Here is a 17,778-nt window from a genome sequence, read left to right on the forward strand (position 1 = left end):
TTGATGATCTCCAAAAATATTAAGTGCATGAGTAGTTAACGCTCTAGCAGCTACATGGAATACTCCTGGTAGTAGTTCTCCTGCTATTTTATACATATTTGGGATCATTAATAATAATCCTTGAGAACAAGTAAAAGTTGATGTTAATGCTCCCGTTTGAAGTGAACCATGAACTGCTCCTGCTGCTCCTGCTTCTGATTGCATTTCCATTATTTTAACCTTTTGACCAAATACGTTTTTTGTTCCTTTAGCTGCTAATTCATCACAATACTCTGCCATTGTTGAAGATGGTGTTATTGGGTAAATAGCTGCAACATCGGTATAAGCATAGGCAACGTGCGCTGCTGCTGTATTTCCGTCCATAGTTTTCATTTTTCTCATTTAATTGGCCTTCTTTCTTAATAAGATTATAACCTGTGTTTTTAAAGTTTTTATCTAAATTACAAATAAGAGTATTGTTCTAAAAACAAAACTACACTTAAAAATAATAACTTTATAATGGATTTTATGCAAAACTAGCTAACACTTCTCAGCGTTAGCTGGAGGTGATAGCCCTTTATAATCTATGTAATTTGTGAATTATCTCATCATTACACTACATGATAAATTTCCATAATCAAAAGTTATTTAACAAAATCTTTTCTCTTTTTTTCAGTAGTACTGTTTTTTTGCAACTTTAGCTATGTGATTAGCTAGAACTTCAATATTTTCAACACTACCTAAGTATATTATTGTCAATTGTTTTATTACTACCAACCATACTCTCATAATAAAAGATAGTTATTCTTACCTCTTAATTATACATCAAAACGAAAAATATTCAAGTTTTTTGGGTGTATATGGTATAACTTTCCTATTCAATATTAAATTTTTGACTTGTTTTTACAATTGCCGACTGATATCCTCTTAAATCCAATAATTTTTTAAAACTTGTTTGGGAATTCTTATCTCCATGTACAAGAAAAACCTTTTTAGGTTTTACTCCCATATGTTCTATCCAGTTAATCAAACCATTTCTATCGGCATGCCCAGAAAGGCTTTGTAGATTATATATTGACGCAGCAACAGAAATATCTTCTTCAAAAATCTTAACCATTTTATTCCCATCTAAAATCTCACGACCTAATGTGCCTTGTGCTTGATATCCTACAAATACTATAGAGCTTTCTTTCCTCCATAAATTATGCTTTAAATGGTGTTTTATTCTACCTGCATCACACATTCCACTTGTAGATAATATTACTATTGAATTCTTAACTTCATTAAGTTTCATAGACTCCTCTGCAGAATGAGTAAAAATTAATCCCTTGAAATCCAGTATATTACTATCCTGTTTTTCTAATTCTTTTGATTCATCATCAAAAATTTCTTTGTTATTTTCAAAAATTCTTGTTGCTTTTTCAGCAAGAGGGCTATCAACATATACCGACCAGCCTTTAATCATATCCTCTTCAAAATACTTATTTAGGGCATATAGAACCTCTTGTGTTCTGCCTACTGCAAATGATGGAATTATAACATTCCCGCCCCTATGGAAAGTTTCCTTTATTATATCTGCCAATTCTTTTAATACATCTTTAAAATTATTATGCACCTTATCTCCATAAGTAGTTTCCATAATCACATAATCTGCACTGTTTATAAATGTAGGGTCATTAATGAGTGGAATGTTCAAGTTACCCAAATCCCCACTATAAACAAGTTTAAGCGGTAGACTTTCTTTCTCCTGCACTTGGAGTTCTATAATAGCTGACCCTAATAAATGGCCTGCATCCCTTAAGGTAATTGTCAATCCATCAAAAGGTTTTATTTCTGTGTTATAAGGAAAACTCTTAAAAAGCTTTAAACAATCTTCCGCATCAGTTGATGAATATAATGCAACATTAGGCTGGAGCCCTTTTCTTTTAAGTTTCTTGTTTTTCCACTGAACTTCCATCTCTTGAATGTGACCGCTATCAGGTAACATTACCTGGCATAATTCCTTAGTAGCTTTTGTGCAAATTATATCACCAATAAATCCATGTTTATAAAGTAAAGGAATTCTACCACTATGGTCTATGTGAGCATGTGATAGTATAACTAAATCTATATCTTTAGGGTTAAATTGAAAACTTTCATTTTTCCCTCCTTTTCCATCTCCTCCTTGGTATAATCCACAATCCAGTAAAATAGTTTTGTCTCTCACTTTTATCAAATGACACGACCCTGTAACACATTCCGCTGCGCCTAAAAATTGAAGTTCCATTCTGTTTCTCCTTTAATTCTTTTCATTCAAATTTTTTCTATTTTTATATGATAATCAAAAATATACTTTTATATTTATAGTTTGCACCTTTTTCAATGTTTCTATAATCATTTATAATTTCATACTTAAAAAAAGATGAAGAAATTTTACTTTCTTCATCTTTTTCTATATTTTTCTATTAATTCTACTATTAAATCAATACTTTTTTCTGTGTTACTAGACTTCATCTTTTCAATATATGTGTTTTTATTATTATACAATTCTTTAATCTTTAATTCTAAATTTTCAGGAGTTAATTCCTCATCTTTTACAACCATACTATAACCGCTTTTTTCAAAAGATCTTGCGTTAAGTATTTGATCCCCTCGGCTAGCCTTGGCTGATAACGGAATCAATAAATTAGGTTTTCTTAGTGCTAAAAGTTCAAAAATTACATTTGCCCCCGCCCTAGAAACTACGATATCTGCACTAGCTAATAAATGAGGTAATTCATCTTTTACATATTCAAACTGTTTGTATCCATTTTTATTCTCCAGGGATTTATCAAAATTACCACTTCCACAAATATGAATAATATTATAGCTAAGCATTAAATCATCAAGCTTGACACGTACAACTTGATTTATAACTTTAGAACCTAAACTACCACCGATAATCATTAAAACAGGTTTTTTATTATTAAATCCACATATCTCATTAGCTTTTATTTTGCTTCCTTCAAATAACTCACATCGCAACGGATTACCAGTTACTACTCCTTTTCCACTTTTTATTTCCTTAAGTGCTTCTGGAAAAGTTACACATATTTTTGTACAATAAGGAGCTACTAATTTATTAGCAAGTCCTGGTGTAATATCACATTCATGAGCAATTACTGGAACCCTGTTTAAAAATGCGGCAAGCACTACAGGTACCGAAACAAACCCACCCTTAGAAAAAACAATATCAGGTTTTTGCATTTTTATTATTTTTTTTGCTTCAAAAATACCTTTAATTACTTTTATAGGATCTGTAAAATTTTTAACATCAAAATATCTTCGAAGTTTCCCACTAGATATAGGATAATATTTTATATTTTCGTCCTCTATTATTTTTCTTTCAATACCTTCTTTGGTTCCAATATATTCAATTTCATAACCTAACATTTTAAGTTTTGGTATTAGTGCAAGATTTGGTGTTACATGTCCTGCCGAACCTCCACCTGTCATTATTATTTTGTGTTTTTCCACTTTAACACTCCTTCTAAAAGTATGTTTTACGCAGTATATTCTACATCATTATATACTAATTCGAATGAAAAGTTTAGTATTAACTAAAAATTATATTGTCCATAATTTTCAAAACTACCCTTCAATTCACTAATTTAAAAATAAACTATACGGATAAACTACTATCATCAAGTAATTACAAAAATAAAAGGAGGTCATTATTATGGCAAACAGAAATTTAGTACCAGAAGCAAAAGCAGGTTTAAACAAATTTAAAATGGAAGCTGCTAAAGAAGTTGGAGTGAATTTATCAGAAGGTTACAATGGAGATCTTACTTCTAGACAAAATGGATCTGTAGGCGGACAAATGGTAAAGAAAATGGTAGAACAATACGAAAAAAACCTATAATTTAAAATTCTAATTAGTTAAAAGGGATATGCTAGTGATATGCTAGTCATATCCCTTTTAACTTTGCTATTTTTGCCCAAATAATATAAACATATGTGTTTTATTTTTAAAATAATGTAAGTAAAATATATCCTAATATAGGTAATTGATTTAATTTACTCTAAATCTTTTGCATTGTTACAAAAGTTAATTTAATATGTTATATTTCCCTTATTTACCTCCAATATTCTATTATATATTTCTTAATTCTGCACAAGATATTATTATACCAAAAATAATTATTAAAGGGGTGATTAAAAATGGCAAACAGAAATTTAGTACCAGAAGCAAAAGCAGGATTAAACAAATTTAAAATGGAAGCTGCTCAAGAAGTTGGAGTGAATTTAACAAATGGTTACAATGGAGATCTTACTTCAAGACAAAATGGATCTGTAGGCGGACAAATGGTTAAAAAAATGGTAGAGCAATACGAAAAAAACCTTTAATTTAAATTCTTATATCTTCCTGATTGCAATATCGATTAAATATTTGAAGTTTCAGTAGAAGGTATCATCATAACAAAAATAAATTATAGAAGGAGTTGTTTATAAATGGCAAACAGAAATTTAGTACCAGAAGCAAAAGCAGGTTTAAATAAATTTAAAATGGAAGCTGCCAAAGAAGTTGGAGTAAATTTATCAGAGGGTTACAATGGAGATCTTACTTCTAGACAAAATGGATCTGTAGGCGGACAAATGGTTAAAAAAATGGTTGAACAATACGAAAAAAACCTATAATTTGTAATTTTAAAAATAGATGAGAGGTGTATGCTAGCCATACACCTCTTTTCTTCGCTTGTTTTTGCCTAAGTTTAAAAATGTTCAGTTTTTTACAATTGATTATGCAATTATTTTGTATTCTATTAATATATTTCTTTGATTACAGATATTGTGATTAAAAATGTTTTACTCCCTCATTTCCCTCAAATATTCTATTATATATTTCTCATTTCTGCACAAGATACTATCATAACAAAAATAAATTAAAAGGAGTGATAGTAAATGTCAAACAGAAAATTAGTACCTGAAGCTAAAGCTGGATTATATTCATTCAAAATGGAAACTGCAAAAGAATTAGGAGTTAATTTTACAGATTACAATGGTGACTTGACTTCAAGACAATGTGGTTCTGTTGGCGGAGAAATGGTAAAAAAAATGGTAGAACAATACGAGAGAAATTTATAATTAAAAAAATAATGTAATTTTAAAATGAAATAGAGGCATATAGACATACGTGTCTATGTGCCTCTAACAATGTACAAACAAATAATATTCAGTACTATAATATAATTGAATTACAATCTATTTAAATGCATTTAATTTAGCTAAGTTTAAATTCTAATATTTTTAATTGAATAGATTTATAACCATTATACTCATTAATTTGAGGTGTAAAAATCAAATCTAATTTTAACCCTCTTGGATTATTAAGATAACTCATATGCTCTTCTCCATATCTATCTTTGAGCAGTTCAATAAATTCATCTACTCTATTGAAACATATTCCATCAATCCATTTATTTACTCCAGGCATTATACATTTAATTTTTAATGTATTAGCGTTTTTGCCTAAAATATCAATTTTTAAAATAGGAATATTTTTTTCTGCAAGCAATGGGGTTGAATTACCTTTACCAAAGGGTTCTAAAAGTTCTAATTCGTAAATCATCTCGTAATTTATTTTACTTAATGGCATTCTTTGGTCTATTCTTACCTTAGGCTGAATATCTTCATCAGTTAATGTACAAATATGATTTAATTTTTGTCTTAGCTTTTCTATGTTTTCTTCCTTAATAGACAGCCCTGCAGCCATTGGATGACCTCCGAAATTCTCCATTAACTCTTTGCATTTAATTAACTCTTCAAATAAATTATATTCAACTATAGATCTTGCTGACCCTTTAGGATTCTCTTTTCCTTTAGTTAATATTATTGTTGGCACATTAAAAGTTTCCCTAACACGCCCCGCTACAATTCCTGCTATGCTCTCATGAATTGTATCTTTATAAATTATTAATACCTTGTCATTTTTAAATGTTGAATTTTTCACAACCTCTATTACTTCTTCCACATTTTGGTTAGTCATCTCTTGTCTTTTTTTATTAAGTTCAAATAATGTTTTTGCTAATTCTTTTGCTCTATTTTCTTCCTCACATAAAAGTAGTTCAACTGATATAGCCGCCGATTCAAGTCTTCCAGTAGCATTTATGCATGGCCCTATTTGGAACCCGACGTGATAACATTTTATTTCTTTATCATTAATTCCTAAAATCTCCTTTAGACATTTTAACCCTACATTTTTTGTATTTGTTAACATCTCTAAAGCATTTTTAGCAATTACTCTGTTTTCGTCTATTAGATCTACCACATCACAAATAGTTCCTATTCCTGCTATTTCTATAAATTCCTTTACAAATTCTTTACTAATTCCAAGTTTTTTATATAGAGCTTGTACAAATTTAAAAGCGATTCCTGCACCACACAATTGTTTAAACGGATAACTACAATCTTCTTGTTTTGGATTAATAACCGCATCTGCATTGGGCACCTTAAAAATTCTAACACCTGCTTCATTTTCTTCAAATTGGAGTTCATGGTGATCAGTTATTATTACTGTCATTCCTAACGCTTTTGCCAATTTAACCTGATCCATTGCTGCAATTCCATTATCGCATGTTAATATTACTCCGAAACCTTGCTGCTTTAGTTTTATTATTCTGTCACTATTTATACCATAACCTTCATTTTGTCTATCTGGCACATGAAAATCCACATTCGCTCCACAGTATTTTAATGCCTTATACATTATGACAGTACTAGTAACCCCATCTGCATCGTAATCTCCGTATACTACAATTTTTTCTTTGTTTTCTATAGCTAATTTAATTAACCCAATAGCTTTTTCCATATCTTTCATTAAAAACGGATCATACAAATCATCTAGACTCGCTCTCATAAATTTTTTTATATCTATTTCACTACTAAATCCTCTATTAATTAAAATTTTAGCTATAACCTCACTTACTCCTGAGTTTTTAGCTAGTGACTTAATGTCTTTAGAAGTATTTCTTAATAACCATTTTTTCTCCATATCTATCTCCTACTCCCCACATTTGGCATCAAAACTTGCACCGTAGCATTGACTAGAACTTTGTTTACTACACTCATGATTTCCTCTTCTTTTATATTCTTCATCCCATCAAATTCCGAAAAAATTTCACTACCATTTCCATACATAATTTCATGCACACATAAACTCATGCTAGTTTGAATAGATTTCTCAAGGGTTATCATTCTTCTTAATTTATAACTTTTACAAAGTTTCAAAATACGGGATTCATCGAAAAAATTTCTAAGTTTTTTAACTTTTTCTATTTCATTATTAATAATTTCTATAGTTTTTTTAACACTTTCTTGAGAAGTTCCTAGGGATATGGTAAAAAGTTTTATTCCTGTTTCATTTTTAATAAAACTTCCTATATCATAAACAAGGCCTCTTTTAGTCCTTATTTCATCAAATAATATACTGCTTGTACCTTCTCCAAAAACTAGGTTAAATAATTTCAAAACACTGATTTCTCGATTATTTAAATCATGTATGGTGAAACAATATTGAATTTTGGCACCCTGCAAATCATCTCTATATTCAAAATAGGTACCAGGCTTATTGTCTTCGTACATATATTCTTTGCCACCTATTATAAATTCATTTTCTTTTATAGTTTTAAAACTACCAAGATACTTGACCACTATTTCTGAAACTTGACTAAGGCTCATAGAAGACACTACGCTCACTATGCAATTATCTGGAGTATAATTTTCTTCATAAAATTTTTTTATCTGATCTAAGGTTATATCCTTAACACTTTCCTGTGTTCCTATAATCAAATTTTTTATTCTTCGATCTTCAAACCCATTATAAAGCATAGAATCCTCGCAAAACTGGTTGGAATCGTCTTTCCATTCTTTTAGTTCTTCGCAAATCACTTCTATTTCTTCTTTAAATCCCTTGATTGGAAATGAAGGTTTCAAAATAATATCTGCGTAAATTTCAAATCCTTTTTCAAAGTCTTCGTCTAAAGTTGTTCCGTAATATACTACATATGGATAGTTAGTCATTGCATTACAAAACCCAAAAGTCTCATCACATAATTTATTTATTTCATATTCCGTGCGAGAAGTAGTTCCTTTAAAAAGCATATGCTCTACTACGTGGGCAATTCCTAAATGTTCCTTTTCCTCTACATTTGCACCTGCATTAAATCCTATTGTAAACGATGTTAAATTGTTTTCTGATTTCTTATATAATAACTTTATTCCATTTTCTAATGTTATTTCTTCCATAAAATCACCTTTTTTATTTTATTTGTCTGAACTTTAATTACTAAAGCTATGTCACATAATATTTTTATTTGTGAATATACTTTACTGATTAAAAACATTTCTATTTTATTTTTTATTCTTTTGTTGTACACTGATATGTATATTGCTAAATTAACATGTTAACTTAATGAAAAGGATGGTGACTAATTTCTTAAGCATATTTAGTTTAAGAATAATATTCTATGCGTAATAAAAATAAAAAACTACAGTCTTTAGCCCAATTTATTAAGTATGCCTTAGTTGGTGCTACTAACATTATCATAGATTTAACTATATTAAATATTCTTTCCTATACCACGGGAATAACTCATGGTAAAACGTTATTTGTTTTTAACATCATGTCGTTTTGCGTTTATTCAATCTGCAGTTATAACTTAAATAAGAAGTTCACTTTTAAAGAAACTTCTAAGGGAAATAATTACTTTCAATACGCTAGTGTACTATTTTTTAGTATGATTTTAAATAGCTTTATGTTAATACTCTTAACACGTAGAAATCCTTTAATCCATATTATGCATCATACAAAAAATATTATGAAATTAAACCATCTTTGGCTCAACATATCTATACTTACAGGTTCTATGATTATAGGACTAGTTGGTTTTCTAATTAATAAGTATTTTGTTTTCAATAAAAAGAAGACAGACTAAAATTAAGTTTTATTTAAATTTTAGTACATGTCTTTTTTTTATTTTAAAATAACATTTTCTACATAATCATCTATTAGTGCACTTGTTATGTTTTTACCCCTACCTGCTCTATTTTGAACGTTTATATCTTGAAGTCCTATAATCTTTTTTTCACCTTTAAATGAACTAACTGTTAAACTTAGCTTCTCGTCGAATGTAGCAGCTATTTTATTATTGCCCTCTGTATTTTTAATTTGTGCCTTAATTAAATCTACAAATATAACCTCATCATTCTCTTTTAAACTTATTCCGGTTACCCCAGATGCACCTTTTCCCATAAAATTAATAGTGTTTACATTAAATCTTATGCACATTGCCTTTTTTGTCACTAGCAATACATCTTTGTCTATATTATCTTCGTTGATTTTGATAAAGGTCAATTTATCGTCTTCTGTTTTGAGTTTATAAACTAGAGTAGATACAAAATCTCCTTCTAATTCACTAAGTTTAGTTCGTTTAACGAACCCTTTTTTTGTAAATAAATATATGCTGCTTTCTTCATTTAAATGATCAACAGAAATAATATCTACTATTTTATCATCAATACTTAGATTATCTAATAAGGTATTAATACATGTATTTTTTTTATTGATATTCTGAATCATATAGCTAGGTAATTTATGAACAAATCCCTTTTGAGTAAATATAAGTAACATAGATGAGGATTTGGTATAAATACTTAAGTGTGCATTTGTTCTTTTACTAGATATTTTCATTATACCTTTTACAGTTATACTAAGATTAAATTCTTTATAATCATAACCTTCTGTAAATTCCAGTTTTACCACTTCATCATTCCCAGTGAGATTAAATAACTGAGTACCAACTATATTTCTAGGAGCTGCAACAAGTTTAGGTTCTTCTAAAGAAAATTCAAGACCTTCTTTGGTCAATATCTTTATAAATAATTCTCTTCTTTCTATGTCTACTAACTTAACATCGAGAAGTTTTTCATTTTCTCTTAGTCTTAAGGCAGATAATTTTGTATAACTCGTAACAAATTTATCCAAATATGTTTTCTTTATATTCCCTTTGTTAGTAAAAAACATAAATTCTTTATTAGAAGATAGATTTCCCATTAAAAATGTAGCAATAACTTTTTCTTTAGTTAAATCTATTCCTCTAATAAGGTTATCAAGTCTTTCACCTTTTTCCTTCCACTTATATTCTGGCACTAAATCTACTTTTAGTTGATATACATTTCCCACCTCAGTAAAAATCAACAACGTATCTTTTGTGTTAGTTTGAAGTAAATATGTATTAAAATCGCCCTCTCTATACTCTATATCTTCTATATTAATATTAGACCTATTATAAGATTTCATAGGGACTCTCTTTATATACCCCTCATTAGATAAAGTCATCATAACATCTTCAACTATGATTATGTCTTCTAGCTCTATCTTAGCCAGGCTATCATCTTCAATAATTTCAGTTCTCCTAGGATCATCATATTTTTCTTTAATTTCTGTAATTTCTGTTTTTATTACTTTAAGAAGCTCATTCTCATTTTCAAGAATTTTTTTATACCCCCTAATTAATATCTCTAATTTTTTGTATTCCTTTAAAAATATCTTTATTTCAAGGCCCGTTAACCTATATAACATCAGTTCAAGTATTGCATCTGTTTGAATAGTCGAAAATTTAAACTGCTCTATAAGATTTAACCCAGCATCTTTTCTAGATTTTGAGTTTCTAATAGTTTTTATAATTTCATCCATTACGTCGATTGCTTTAATAAATCCTTCAATAATATGAAATCTATTTTCTGCAACTTCTAGTTCTCTTTGAGTTCTTTTAGTTACAACATCCTTTTGATGATTTAAATAATGTTTTAATATTGTTTTAAGACCCATAGTTTGAGGTTTCCCATTAGCCAGAGCTACCATATTAAAAGGTATATTGCTTTGAAGTTCTGTTTTCATCATTAGGTATTTAAGTACCTTTGTGGCAGTTTCTTTATCTGTGGATTTCTTAAATTCTATTACAGACCTAAGTCCAGTTCTATCAGATTCATCTCTAATATCTATTATGGATTCTAATGCTTTTGAATGTTTTTTGTCTGCTGTCATATCAGAAATGGATTGAAGCAATTTCGCCTTATTTTTCCTGTATGGGAACTCCGTAATCACTATACCAAGGCGTCCTGTTTCTAAAACTTCAATTTTCATTTTAGCCCGTAATGTTACCTTTCCTTCCCCACTCTCATAGGCAGCTTCCATAGCACTCTTTCCAATTAGAATTCCACCTGTTGGTAAATCTGGTCCTTTTATGTAGTTCATAAGCTCTTTTGTTGTGATTTCTTTGTTATCTGCATAAGCTAGAACTGCATCAATTACTTCTCCTAAATTATGAGGCGGTATGTTTGTTGCTATTCCTACAGCAATTCCAAAGGTACCATTAACCAACAAATTGGGATATCTTGATGGCAATACTGATGGTTCCTTCTCTGTATCAGAATAATTATCTACCATTTCCACAACGCCTTTGTCAATATCCCTTATCATTTCAAGCGCAATAGGAGAAAGCCTCGCTTCTGTGTAACGCATAGCAGCTGCGTTATCCCCATCTTGGCTTCCCCAGTTTCCATGACCATCTATGAGTGGCTTTCTTGTGGCAAAATCCTGAGCGAGTATTACCATTGCACCATAAACGGAGCTATCTCCATGCGGATGGTATTTACCAAGTATATCTCCAACTATTCTTGCTGATTTGTAATAAGGCTTGTCCGGAAATGCCTTTAGCATATATGCTCCATAAAGAATTCTTCTATGCACTGGTTTTAAACCATCACGTACATCTGGCAGTGCTCTCTCCCGAGCAACCTCAACTGCATAAGGAAGGTAATTATCTGGCATTGCTTCTTCAATTGGAGTCATTATTATATTATTATCTTTGGGTATATCAACTTTTTTTGCCATTTAATAAATTCCTCCTAGAACTCAGCATATTTATACATGTAATTTTTTCTTGGTGCAACTACATCGCCCATTAAAAGTGAAACCATCTTCTCTGCTTTTGCTGCATCTTCTATAGTAACCTGCTGTAATGTCCTAGTAATTGGGTTTAACGTAGTTTCCCAAAGTTGATCTGGATTCATTTCTCCAAGTCCCTTATATCTTTGAATAAAAGCCCCTTTTCCAATTTCTTTTTTCGTCTTAGCTAATTGCTCATCACTATAAGCATATTTCGCCACTTCACCGTTTTTAGTATTCTTATAAACCTTATAAAGTGGAGGCATTCCCATATAAAGATGACCATTTGCAATTAGTGGCCTCATATATCTATAAATAAAAGTCATCCATAATGTTCTGATATGATATCCATCAACATCCGCATCGCTTAGAATAATTATCTTACCATATTTTAAATCTTTTTCATGATAATTGTCTAAAACTCCTGTGCCTATGGCTGTGTTGAAGATCTTTAGTTCTTCACTAGCTAATACATTTTCTAGCTTTTGCTTTTCTGTATTCATAATTTTACCTTTAGATGGCATTATACTTTGGAATCTTCTATCCCTAGCTTGCTTAGCACTTCCACCAGCTGAGTCTCCTTCAACTACTATAAATTCTGTGAATTCGGAATCTTTTAGTGTACATACTGCAATCTTTCCTGCAAGAGGTGAAGCTCCCTTACCTACTTTTTTTCTTTCAGCTTCATTTATTTTTTTTATTTTGTCCCGTCTTGATGCAGCAGAAACAGCATTGTTTATAATGTTCGTAGCCATATCTTTGTTGTCTTCTATCCATTCTAGAATTTTAACATAACACAATTCATTCATCATGCTATAGGCTTCATTATTCCCTAGTTTGCTTTTAGTTTGGCCTTCAAAAATTGGGTTACTTATTTTAATTCTTACTATTGCTGTCATACCTTCTCTTAAATCGTCACCCTCAAATTCTTTATCTTTATCTTTCTCTTTTATAAGATTAAGTTTTTTAGCACCTTCTTTAAAAGCCCTTGTCATTCCTGTTTTAAATCCAGTTTCATGAGTTCCAGATTCTGTAGTTGGTATATTATTAACGTAGCTAGCAATGTATTCTGTAGTAGAATCAGTAAATTGCATACATACTTCTCCGTATAATTGTATTCCATTTATCTCTTTTTCTCCTTGAAAGAATATAGGTTCCTTGTGTAGGAGAGTCTTGCTTTCATTTAGATAATCAATAAAATCCAGAAGACCACGTTCAGAGTGATACTCCTTCACTTCGTTTCCATCTTTTCTCTTATCGTTAAATACTAATGTAATCCCTTTATTTTGAAATGCTAATTCTTGTAATCTTTCATCTATAAAATCAGAGTTGAATTCCAGAGTTGTAAATACATTTTTATCTGGCATAAAAGTGATTTTACTCCCTGTTTGTTTTGTCTCCCCTACTATTTCAAGCGTACTCACCGGTGTGCCTGGCATAAGTCTTTTTAGTTCATCATCGTATGCATATTCAAATCTTTGAGTAAAAATTTTACCCTTTTGTTTTATTTCAGCTTGTAACCATTCCGATAATGCATTTACCACCGCAGCTCCAACACCATGAAGTCCCCCGGAAGTTTTATAATTCTTATTATTAAACTTTCCACCAGTGTGAAGCTCAGTAAATACCATCTCTACACCAGATTTATGTTTTATAGGGTGCATTCCTGTAGGAATCCCCCTGCCATTATCAATAATTGTAACACTTTTATCTTTATTTAATATTATTTCAGCTTTATCGCCATAGCCATTAGCTATCTCATCAATGGAATTGTCTAAAATCTCCCATATACAGTGATGTAAACCTTTGCTACCTGTAGAACCTATGTACATTCCTGGTCTTATTCTTACAGGCTCTAGCTTTTCTAGAGAAGTTAAGTCTGTTACATCATATGTTTGAATTTCTTCATTTTCAAAACTCATAAAAATCCTCCAGTAAAATTTTATCACACATTTGTTATTTTATACGTTTCTTTACAAAAGGTAAAGAGATTTAAATAAAAAAACAGAACGTTAGTTTCTGTTTTGTAGAGATTATTTATTTTTGTATAGGGTTTTTACCCAATTTTCTATTTCTTTAGTGGCAGTTTTTATGTCTATTACTTTAATTTTCAATTCATAATTATAATTATCTGAACTATGTGTATACATAGGATCATAATGTTTTATCATAAGTCCACTTACCACTTCATGGTATTCTGATTTTAAAACTAACTCCGAATAAATGCTAACATTTTTTTCTCCAATATATTTTTCGAGTCTTTTTAAACAATCAATTATTTCTTGGTTACAATTTTTATGTTTTGTATACTCTTTAATAACAAGGTCTGTTCTAAAATCAATATCTGCATCCACAAATATATGTATACCCTTCTTCATTTTCTCATATATAAAATCGGGTATTGTTGTATTTCCTAATCGTTTGCTTTCTGCTTCAATAAACACAAATGATGTTTTAGATTCACGTAACATATCATATATCTTAGAATCAAATTGTTTTTGGCTAGTAGTTTTCCCAAGTCCTACTGTTCCTAAAAGTGATCCTCTATGGTTAGCAAATCCCTCTAGGTCTAAGACATCAAATCCATCACATTCTAACTGTTTAAGTATTTCAGTTTTTCCAACACCTGTATTACCATGTAGCACAATGTACTGAACTTTATCATTAAGCCGTGGTAAATTTTCAATTAAAAACCTTCTGTACCCTTTATATCCGTCTTTTATTCTTTCTGTATTTACCCCCAATGAGCCAAGTAACATACCAAGTACACCACTTCTCATTCCTCCTCTTGCACAAAATATTACAATTTTATCATATTTCTTTTCAAGTTCTTTAATTTCATCATAAATATTGAGTAATTTTGTAGAAGCTACTGCAAGGCCGATTCTTTTCGCTTTTTCAACACTTTCTCTAGTATAAACGGTACCAATGACTTTTCTTTCTTCATCATCAAATAGGGGTATGTTAATTGCTCCTTTAATAGTTGCCTCGCAGAATTCTCCTGGGCTTCTTACGTCAACTAATACATAGTTTCCTTCAACTTCTCTATATTCTATAGTTTTTAACATTAAATTCCTCCATAGTTAACTGTTTTTTCATAAAAATATTGACCGACAAAGTTAGACTTTCCTGCCGATCAAAAAAATAATTCAATTAATTATTTTATTAGTTGGTGGCAATAATGCAGCTGCTAATCTTACCAGATATTTTAGGCTTTCCTTGTCTATACTATTTTTCAAGTTTAACAAAATAATAGAATCTTTCACTAACTTTATAGCTTCTTCTTCTTTAAAGTTGTTTTCACTATCTCCATAGTTAGTTTCTACATATTGCACAGCTTTTGAAACAATTCTAAGAATCTTCTTGGAATTTTCAGTTGTAGATTCCACGATATCTAAAGAACCAAGTATAACATAATCAAACCCAAAATAGTCATCCTTAATATTTATATCTTTATCCTTTAATAAGTAAGCTAAATAACCAAGTCCTGCTACTAAAAGCACAAGCAAAACATATTGAAGAATTATCACTACCATAACGTCCCCTCCTTATTTGAATTTATACTACTTTATATGCCATTCAAATAAAAAAGGATACATTTTTTAATTAAATTATAAAACTTTTCTTATTTTTAGTGAGTTATTGTCCTTTTAATATAACTTTTGAACATTTATTAACATATCCAATATCTTTAAGCTTATCCTGCACTTCATATTAATCTACCTTTAACTCCTGTGGAAAGTGCTTTATATCATAAGATAACAACCATTCAAGAATTCTTATTTCACATACAGTCGGACAAAATTCTACATTAGGTAATATCAGCCCATTAAATCTATCTACACTAAATCCTGTTACATCACTTATTTCTTTATTATAGTTTCAGTACTTTTCCTATAATTTTTATTAACTCTTTCGATTGCTCGTATAAACAAATCTGATAAATCATAATTACGCAGTATTGCTACTTTAGAAAAATGATTCCACTTATTAACTATAGCTTCGTTATTTTCTTTTACCGTTTTCCTATATTCAGCTAAAGCAGTATTTCCAAATAACACTATATCATCTCCTTTTAATTTAACTTACTTCATAGTTATTGATAAACGATATAAAATGCTTGAAGATTTTTTATATCAGTTTTTTTTCATTATAAATTCTCCTTAAAATACTTACTTTAAAATTTCACAACTAGACGTCATTATTATTAGAGCATCATTTATTTTAGATACTCTATCCTCATTAGTAAGTACAAGCAGATAGTCCCCAGGGAAAATAACAGTTGCTCCTGTTGGAAGTATCTCATGATTTCCTCGATTAACTGCTACTAATAAACAATGAGATGGCCAAATGACATCTTTAATCTGCTTTCCATCTAAGTCTGATCCCATACAAACTACAAACTCTAACATAGACTTGTTTTTCTTATTACCAAAGGATATTTTTTCTCCTTGATTATGTAAAAATTTTTCAAGTAATGATTCATAAATAGGCTTTGAGGCTAAAATATCAGCCACAATATATGCAACAATAGATACAACAGATAAAGAAAGCAATTGAGTAAAAGAACCTGTCATCTCAGTAAGTAGAATGATTCCAGTAATAGGGGCTCTAACTACAGCTGTAAAATATCCTGCCATTGCAAGTATTATAAAGTTGTTAATATACATACTATTTAAATGTGCAAAATGTACAAGTGAAATTCCATAAATATTCCCTATTAAGGCCCCAATAGCAAGAAGCGGAAGAAATATACCTCCAGGTGCTCCTGATCCATAACTTACCATAGTGAATAAAAATTTTACAAAAATCAGGATAACTAAAATTATTAAAGATGGGTTATCTGTAAATAATGATGTTATAAGTTCATGTCCTCCGCCTAAAGCTTGTGGTAACAAAAGTCCAAGTATAATTGAAATTAACAATGGTACAACTATTCTCATTTCTTTTGGGAGCCAGGTTTGCGAAGCATACAAATCTTGAGTTTTCAAAATGATTTTGTTAAATAAAACTCCTAAGACTCCAATAATAATCCCTAATATAATTATATATAAATAAAATTTTAGTGGCAATATAGATAGATTTTTGATAGTGAAAATCGGCTTTAGACCCAAAAAACTACTTGTAACGAAATCAGCTGATAATGCCGCAGATAATGCTGAAAGTAAAATTAAAGGTGAGAAGTTTTTGTGAACCTCCTCTAATGCAAACATTGCTCCAGCTAAAGGCGCATTAAACGCGGCAGATAATCCTGCACTAGCTCCACTTGTCATGAGATATTTTTCTTCTATTTTTATTCTTTTAAACACCTTACTAAACCCTTGACCAACCGCAGCACCTAATTGAACCGAGGGGCCTTCTCTTCCTAAGGAAAGACCTGATCCTATTGTAAGCACTCCGCCAAAAAATTTACCAATTATGACTTTCCACCAGGTCATATCAAGTTTTCTAAGTAAAACTCCCTCTACCTGAGGGATTCCACTTCCACTAATCATGGGTTCATGTTTAACCATTAATCCTACAATATATCCTATAAGTACTAAAACGCCAATCCATGGTAGAAGAAGTACAGGGTTTATAGATATAGCTTTGTAAATATAAGTTACAAGGATTCCTGCTTTTTCAAGTGTATAACGATACAATACAATTAATAAACCTGTGATAATACCTACCCCAATTCCTTCAAACACGAGCTTTAATCTAAGGCTACGCCAGTTGAACAAAGAATTATAGGTATTGTGTTTGTTTTTAACTTCCATTTCGCTGCCTCCATTAAATACACTTTTTATTTATAATCTTTTTATTTTTTATAAAATATGTAATTTGATATT

General features: G+C 30.2%; 15 protein-coding genes and 1 pseudogene. 5 read left to right on the plus strand and 11 right to left on the minus strand.

Translation table 11 applies throughout. The features are described from left to right. From VIM70_RS09985 to VIM70_RS09995, 3 genes and pseudogenes are all read right to left on the minus strand, one after another. Nucleotides 1-381, minus strand: a pseudogene (locus VIM70_RS09985) (pyruvate:ferredoxin (flavodoxin) oxidoreductase); the annotation flags it as partial. 472 nt (nucleotides 382-853) lie between these two features. Then, nucleotides 854-2,245: an MBL fold metallo-hydrolase gene (locus VIM70_RS09990; RefSeq protein WP_331945609.1), complete on the minus strand. Its 1,392-nt coding sequence runs from the start codon at nucleotides 2,243-2,245 to the stop codon at nucleotides 854-856. Nucleotides 2,246-2,400: 155 nt separating this feature from the next. Continuing rightward, the gene (locus VIM70_RS09995; RefSeq protein ID WP_331945610.1) at nucleotides 2,401-3,474 is read right to left on the minus strand and encodes an undecaprenyldiphospho-muramoylpentapeptide beta-N-acetylglucosaminyltransferase; all 1,074 of its coding nucleotides are present in this window, start codon (nucleotides 3,472-3,474) and stop codon (nucleotides 2,401-2,403) included. A 202-nt stretch (nucleotides 3,475-3,676) separates the two neighbouring features. Here VIM70_RS09995 and VIM70_RS10000 point away from each other — a divergent pair, with 202 nt between their 5' ends. The 4 genes from VIM70_RS10000 to VIM70_RS10015 all read left to right on the plus strand — a co-directional run bounded on the left by VIM70_RS10000 (nucleotide 3,677) and on the right by VIM70_RS10015 (nucleotide 5,085). Further along, nucleotides 3,677-3,862 (plus strand): alpha/beta-type small acid-soluble spore protein, encoded by a 186-nt coding sequence (locus VIM70_RS10000; RefSeq protein ID WP_331945611.1) that lies wholly within the window; start codon nucleotides 3,677-3,679, stop codon nucleotides 3,860-3,862. A 299-nt stretch (nucleotides 3,863-4,161) separates the two neighbouring features. Beyond that, on the plus strand, nucleotides 4,162-4,347 hold the full coding sequence (locus tag VIM70_RS10005) for an alpha/beta-type small acid-soluble spore protein (RefSeq protein WP_331945612.1): 186 nt from the start codon (nucleotides 4,162-4,164) through the stop codon (nucleotides 4,345-4,347). Between the two features lie 105 nt (nucleotides 4,348-4,452). Then, nucleotides 4,453-4,638 (plus strand): alpha/beta-type small acid-soluble spore protein, encoded by a 186-nt coding sequence (locus tag VIM70_RS10010; RefSeq protein WP_331945611.1) that lies wholly within the window; start codon nucleotides 4,453-4,455, stop codon nucleotides 4,636-4,638. 264 nt (nucleotides 4,639-4,902) lie between these two features. After that, on the plus strand, nucleotides 4,903-5,085 hold the full coding sequence (locus VIM70_RS10015; protein ID WP_331945613.1) for an alpha/beta-type small acid-soluble spore protein: 183 nt from the start codon (nucleotides 4,903-4,905) through the stop codon (nucleotides 5,083-5,085). A gap of 136 nt (nucleotides 5,086-5,221) precedes the next feature. On the opposite strand, the gene recJ is transcribed toward VIM70_RS10015, so the two are convergent. Further along, the gene (gene recJ / locus VIM70_RS10020) at nucleotides 5,222-6,991 is read right to left on the minus strand and encodes a single-stranded-DNA-specific exonuclease RecJ (RefSeq protein ID WP_331945614.1); all 1,770 of its coding nucleotides are present in this window, start codon (nucleotides 6,989-6,991) and stop codon (nucleotides 5,222-5,224) included. A gap of 2 nt (nucleotides 6,992-6,993) precedes the next feature. Further along, nucleotides 6,994-8,244 carry a pitrilysin family protein gene (locus VIM70_RS10025; RefSeq protein ID WP_331945615.1) on the minus strand — a complete coding sequence of 417 codons (1,251 nt, stop codon included), beginning with the start codon at nucleotides 8,242-8,244 and terminating at the stop codon, nucleotides 6,994-6,996. Between the two features lie 221 nt (nucleotides 8,245-8,465). Between VIM70_RS10025 and VIM70_RS23425 the strand changes: the two genes are divergently transcribed. After that, nucleotides 8,466-8,933: a GtrA family protein gene (locus VIM70_RS23425; RefSeq protein ID WP_414648702.1), complete on the plus strand. Its 468-nt coding sequence runs from the start codon at nucleotides 8,466-8,468 to the stop codon at nucleotides 8,931-8,933. A gap of 38 nt (nucleotides 8,934-8,971) precedes the next feature. Here VIM70_RS23425 and VIM70_RS10030 read toward each other — a convergent pair whose 3' ends face one another. The 6 genes from VIM70_RS10030 to clcA all read right to left on the minus strand — a co-directional run bounded on the left by VIM70_RS10030 (nucleotide 8,972) and on the right by clcA (nucleotide 17,706). Continuing rightward, nucleotides 8,972-11,893 (minus strand): DNA topoisomerase IV subunit A, encoded by a 2,922-nt coding sequence (locus VIM70_RS10030; RefSeq protein WP_331945616.1) that lies wholly within the window; start codon nucleotides 11,891-11,893, stop codon nucleotides 8,972-8,974. A 14-nt stretch (nucleotides 11,894-11,907) separates the two neighbouring features. Then, complete coding sequence (locus VIM70_RS10035) at nucleotides 11,908-13,869, minus strand: DNA topoisomerase IV subunit B (protein WP_331945617.1); 1,962 nt, start codon at nucleotides 13,867-13,869, stop codon at nucleotides 11,908-11,910. Nucleotides 13,870-13,980: 111 nt separating this feature from the next. Next, nucleotides 13,981-15,015, minus strand: coding sequence for a tRNA 2-selenouridine(34) synthase MnmH (mnmH, locus tag VIM70_RS10040; protein WP_331945618.1), 1,035 nt, complete (start codon nucleotides 15,013-15,015; stop codon nucleotides 13,981-13,983). An 81-nt stretch (nucleotides 15,016-15,096) separates the two neighbouring features. Next, nucleotides 15,097-15,483 (minus strand): hypothetical protein, encoded by a 387-nt coding sequence (locus tag VIM70_RS10045; protein WP_331945619.1) that lies wholly within the window; start codon nucleotides 15,481-15,483, stop codon nucleotides 15,097-15,099. 327 nt (nucleotides 15,484-15,810) lie between these two features. Then, complete coding sequence (locus tag VIM70_RS10050; protein WP_331945620.1) at nucleotides 15,811-16,008, minus strand: hypothetical protein; 198 nt, start codon at nucleotides 16,006-16,008, stop codon at nucleotides 15,811-15,813. Between the two features lie 111 nt (nucleotides 16,009-16,119). Next, nucleotides 16,120-17,706 (minus strand): H(+)/Cl(-) exchange transporter ClcA, encoded by a 1,587-nt coding sequence (clcA, locus tag VIM70_RS10055; RefSeq protein WP_331945621.1) that lies wholly within the window; start codon nucleotides 17,704-17,706, stop codon nucleotides 16,120-16,122. Nucleotides 17,707-17,778 lie beyond the last annotated feature (72 nt).

The organism is Clostridium sp. (assembly GCF_036569345.1).
Lineage (GTDB): Bacteria > Bacillota > Clostridia > Clostridiales > Clostridiaceae > Clostridium_AD.

Bases quoted from the DNA above. Each gene is read 5' to 3' on its own strand.
- VIM70_RS09990 (WP_331945609.1), bottom strand. From the start codon at position 2,245: ATGGAACTTCAATTTTTAGGCGCAGCGGAATGTGTTACAGGGTCGTGT.
- VIM70_RS10000 (WP_331945611.1), top strand. From the start codon at position 3,677: ATGGCAAACAGAAATTTAGTACCAGAAGCAAAAGCAGGTTTAAACAAA.
- VIM70_RS10005 (WP_331945612.1), top strand. From the start codon at position 4,162: ATGGCAAACAGAAATTTAGTACCAGAAGCAAAAGCAGGATTAAACAAA.
- VIM70_RS10010 (WP_331945611.1), top strand. From the start codon at position 4,453: ATGGCAAACAGAAATTTAGTACCAGAAGCAAAAGCAGGTTTAAATAAA.
- VIM70_RS10015 (WP_331945613.1), top strand. From the start codon at position 4,903: ATGTCAAACAGAAAATTAGTACCTGAAGCTAAAGCTGGATTATATTCA.
- recJ (WP_331945614.1), bottom strand. From the start codon at position 6,991: ATGGAGAAAAAATGGTTATTAAGAAATACTTCTAAAGACATTAAGTCA.
- VIM70_RS10025 (WP_331945615.1), bottom strand. From the start codon at position 8,244: ATGGAAGAAATAACATTAGAAAATGGAATAAAGTTATTATATAAGAAA.
- VIM70_RS23425 (WP_414648702.1), top strand. From the start codon at position 8,466: ATGCGTAATAAAAATAAAAAACTACAGTCTTTAGCCCAATTTATTAAG.
- VIM70_RS10030 (WP_331945616.1), bottom strand. From the start codon at position 11,893: ATGGCAAAAAAAGTTGATATACCCAAAGATAATAATATAATAATGACT.
- VIM70_RS10035 (WP_331945617.1), bottom strand. From the start codon at position 13,869: ATGAGTTTTGAAAATGAAGAAATTCAAACATATGATGTAACAGACTTA.
- mnmH (WP_331945618.1), bottom strand. From the start codon at position 15,015: ATGTTAAAAACTATAGAATATAGAGAAGTTGAAGGAAACTATGTATTA.
- VIM70_RS10045 (WP_331945619.1), bottom strand. From the start codon at position 15,483: ATGGTAGTGATAATTCTTCAATATGTTTTGCTTGTGCTTTTAGTAGCA.
- clcA (WP_331945621.1), bottom strand. From the start codon at position 17,706: ATGGAAGTTAAAAACAAACACAATACCTATAATTCTTTGTTCAACTGG.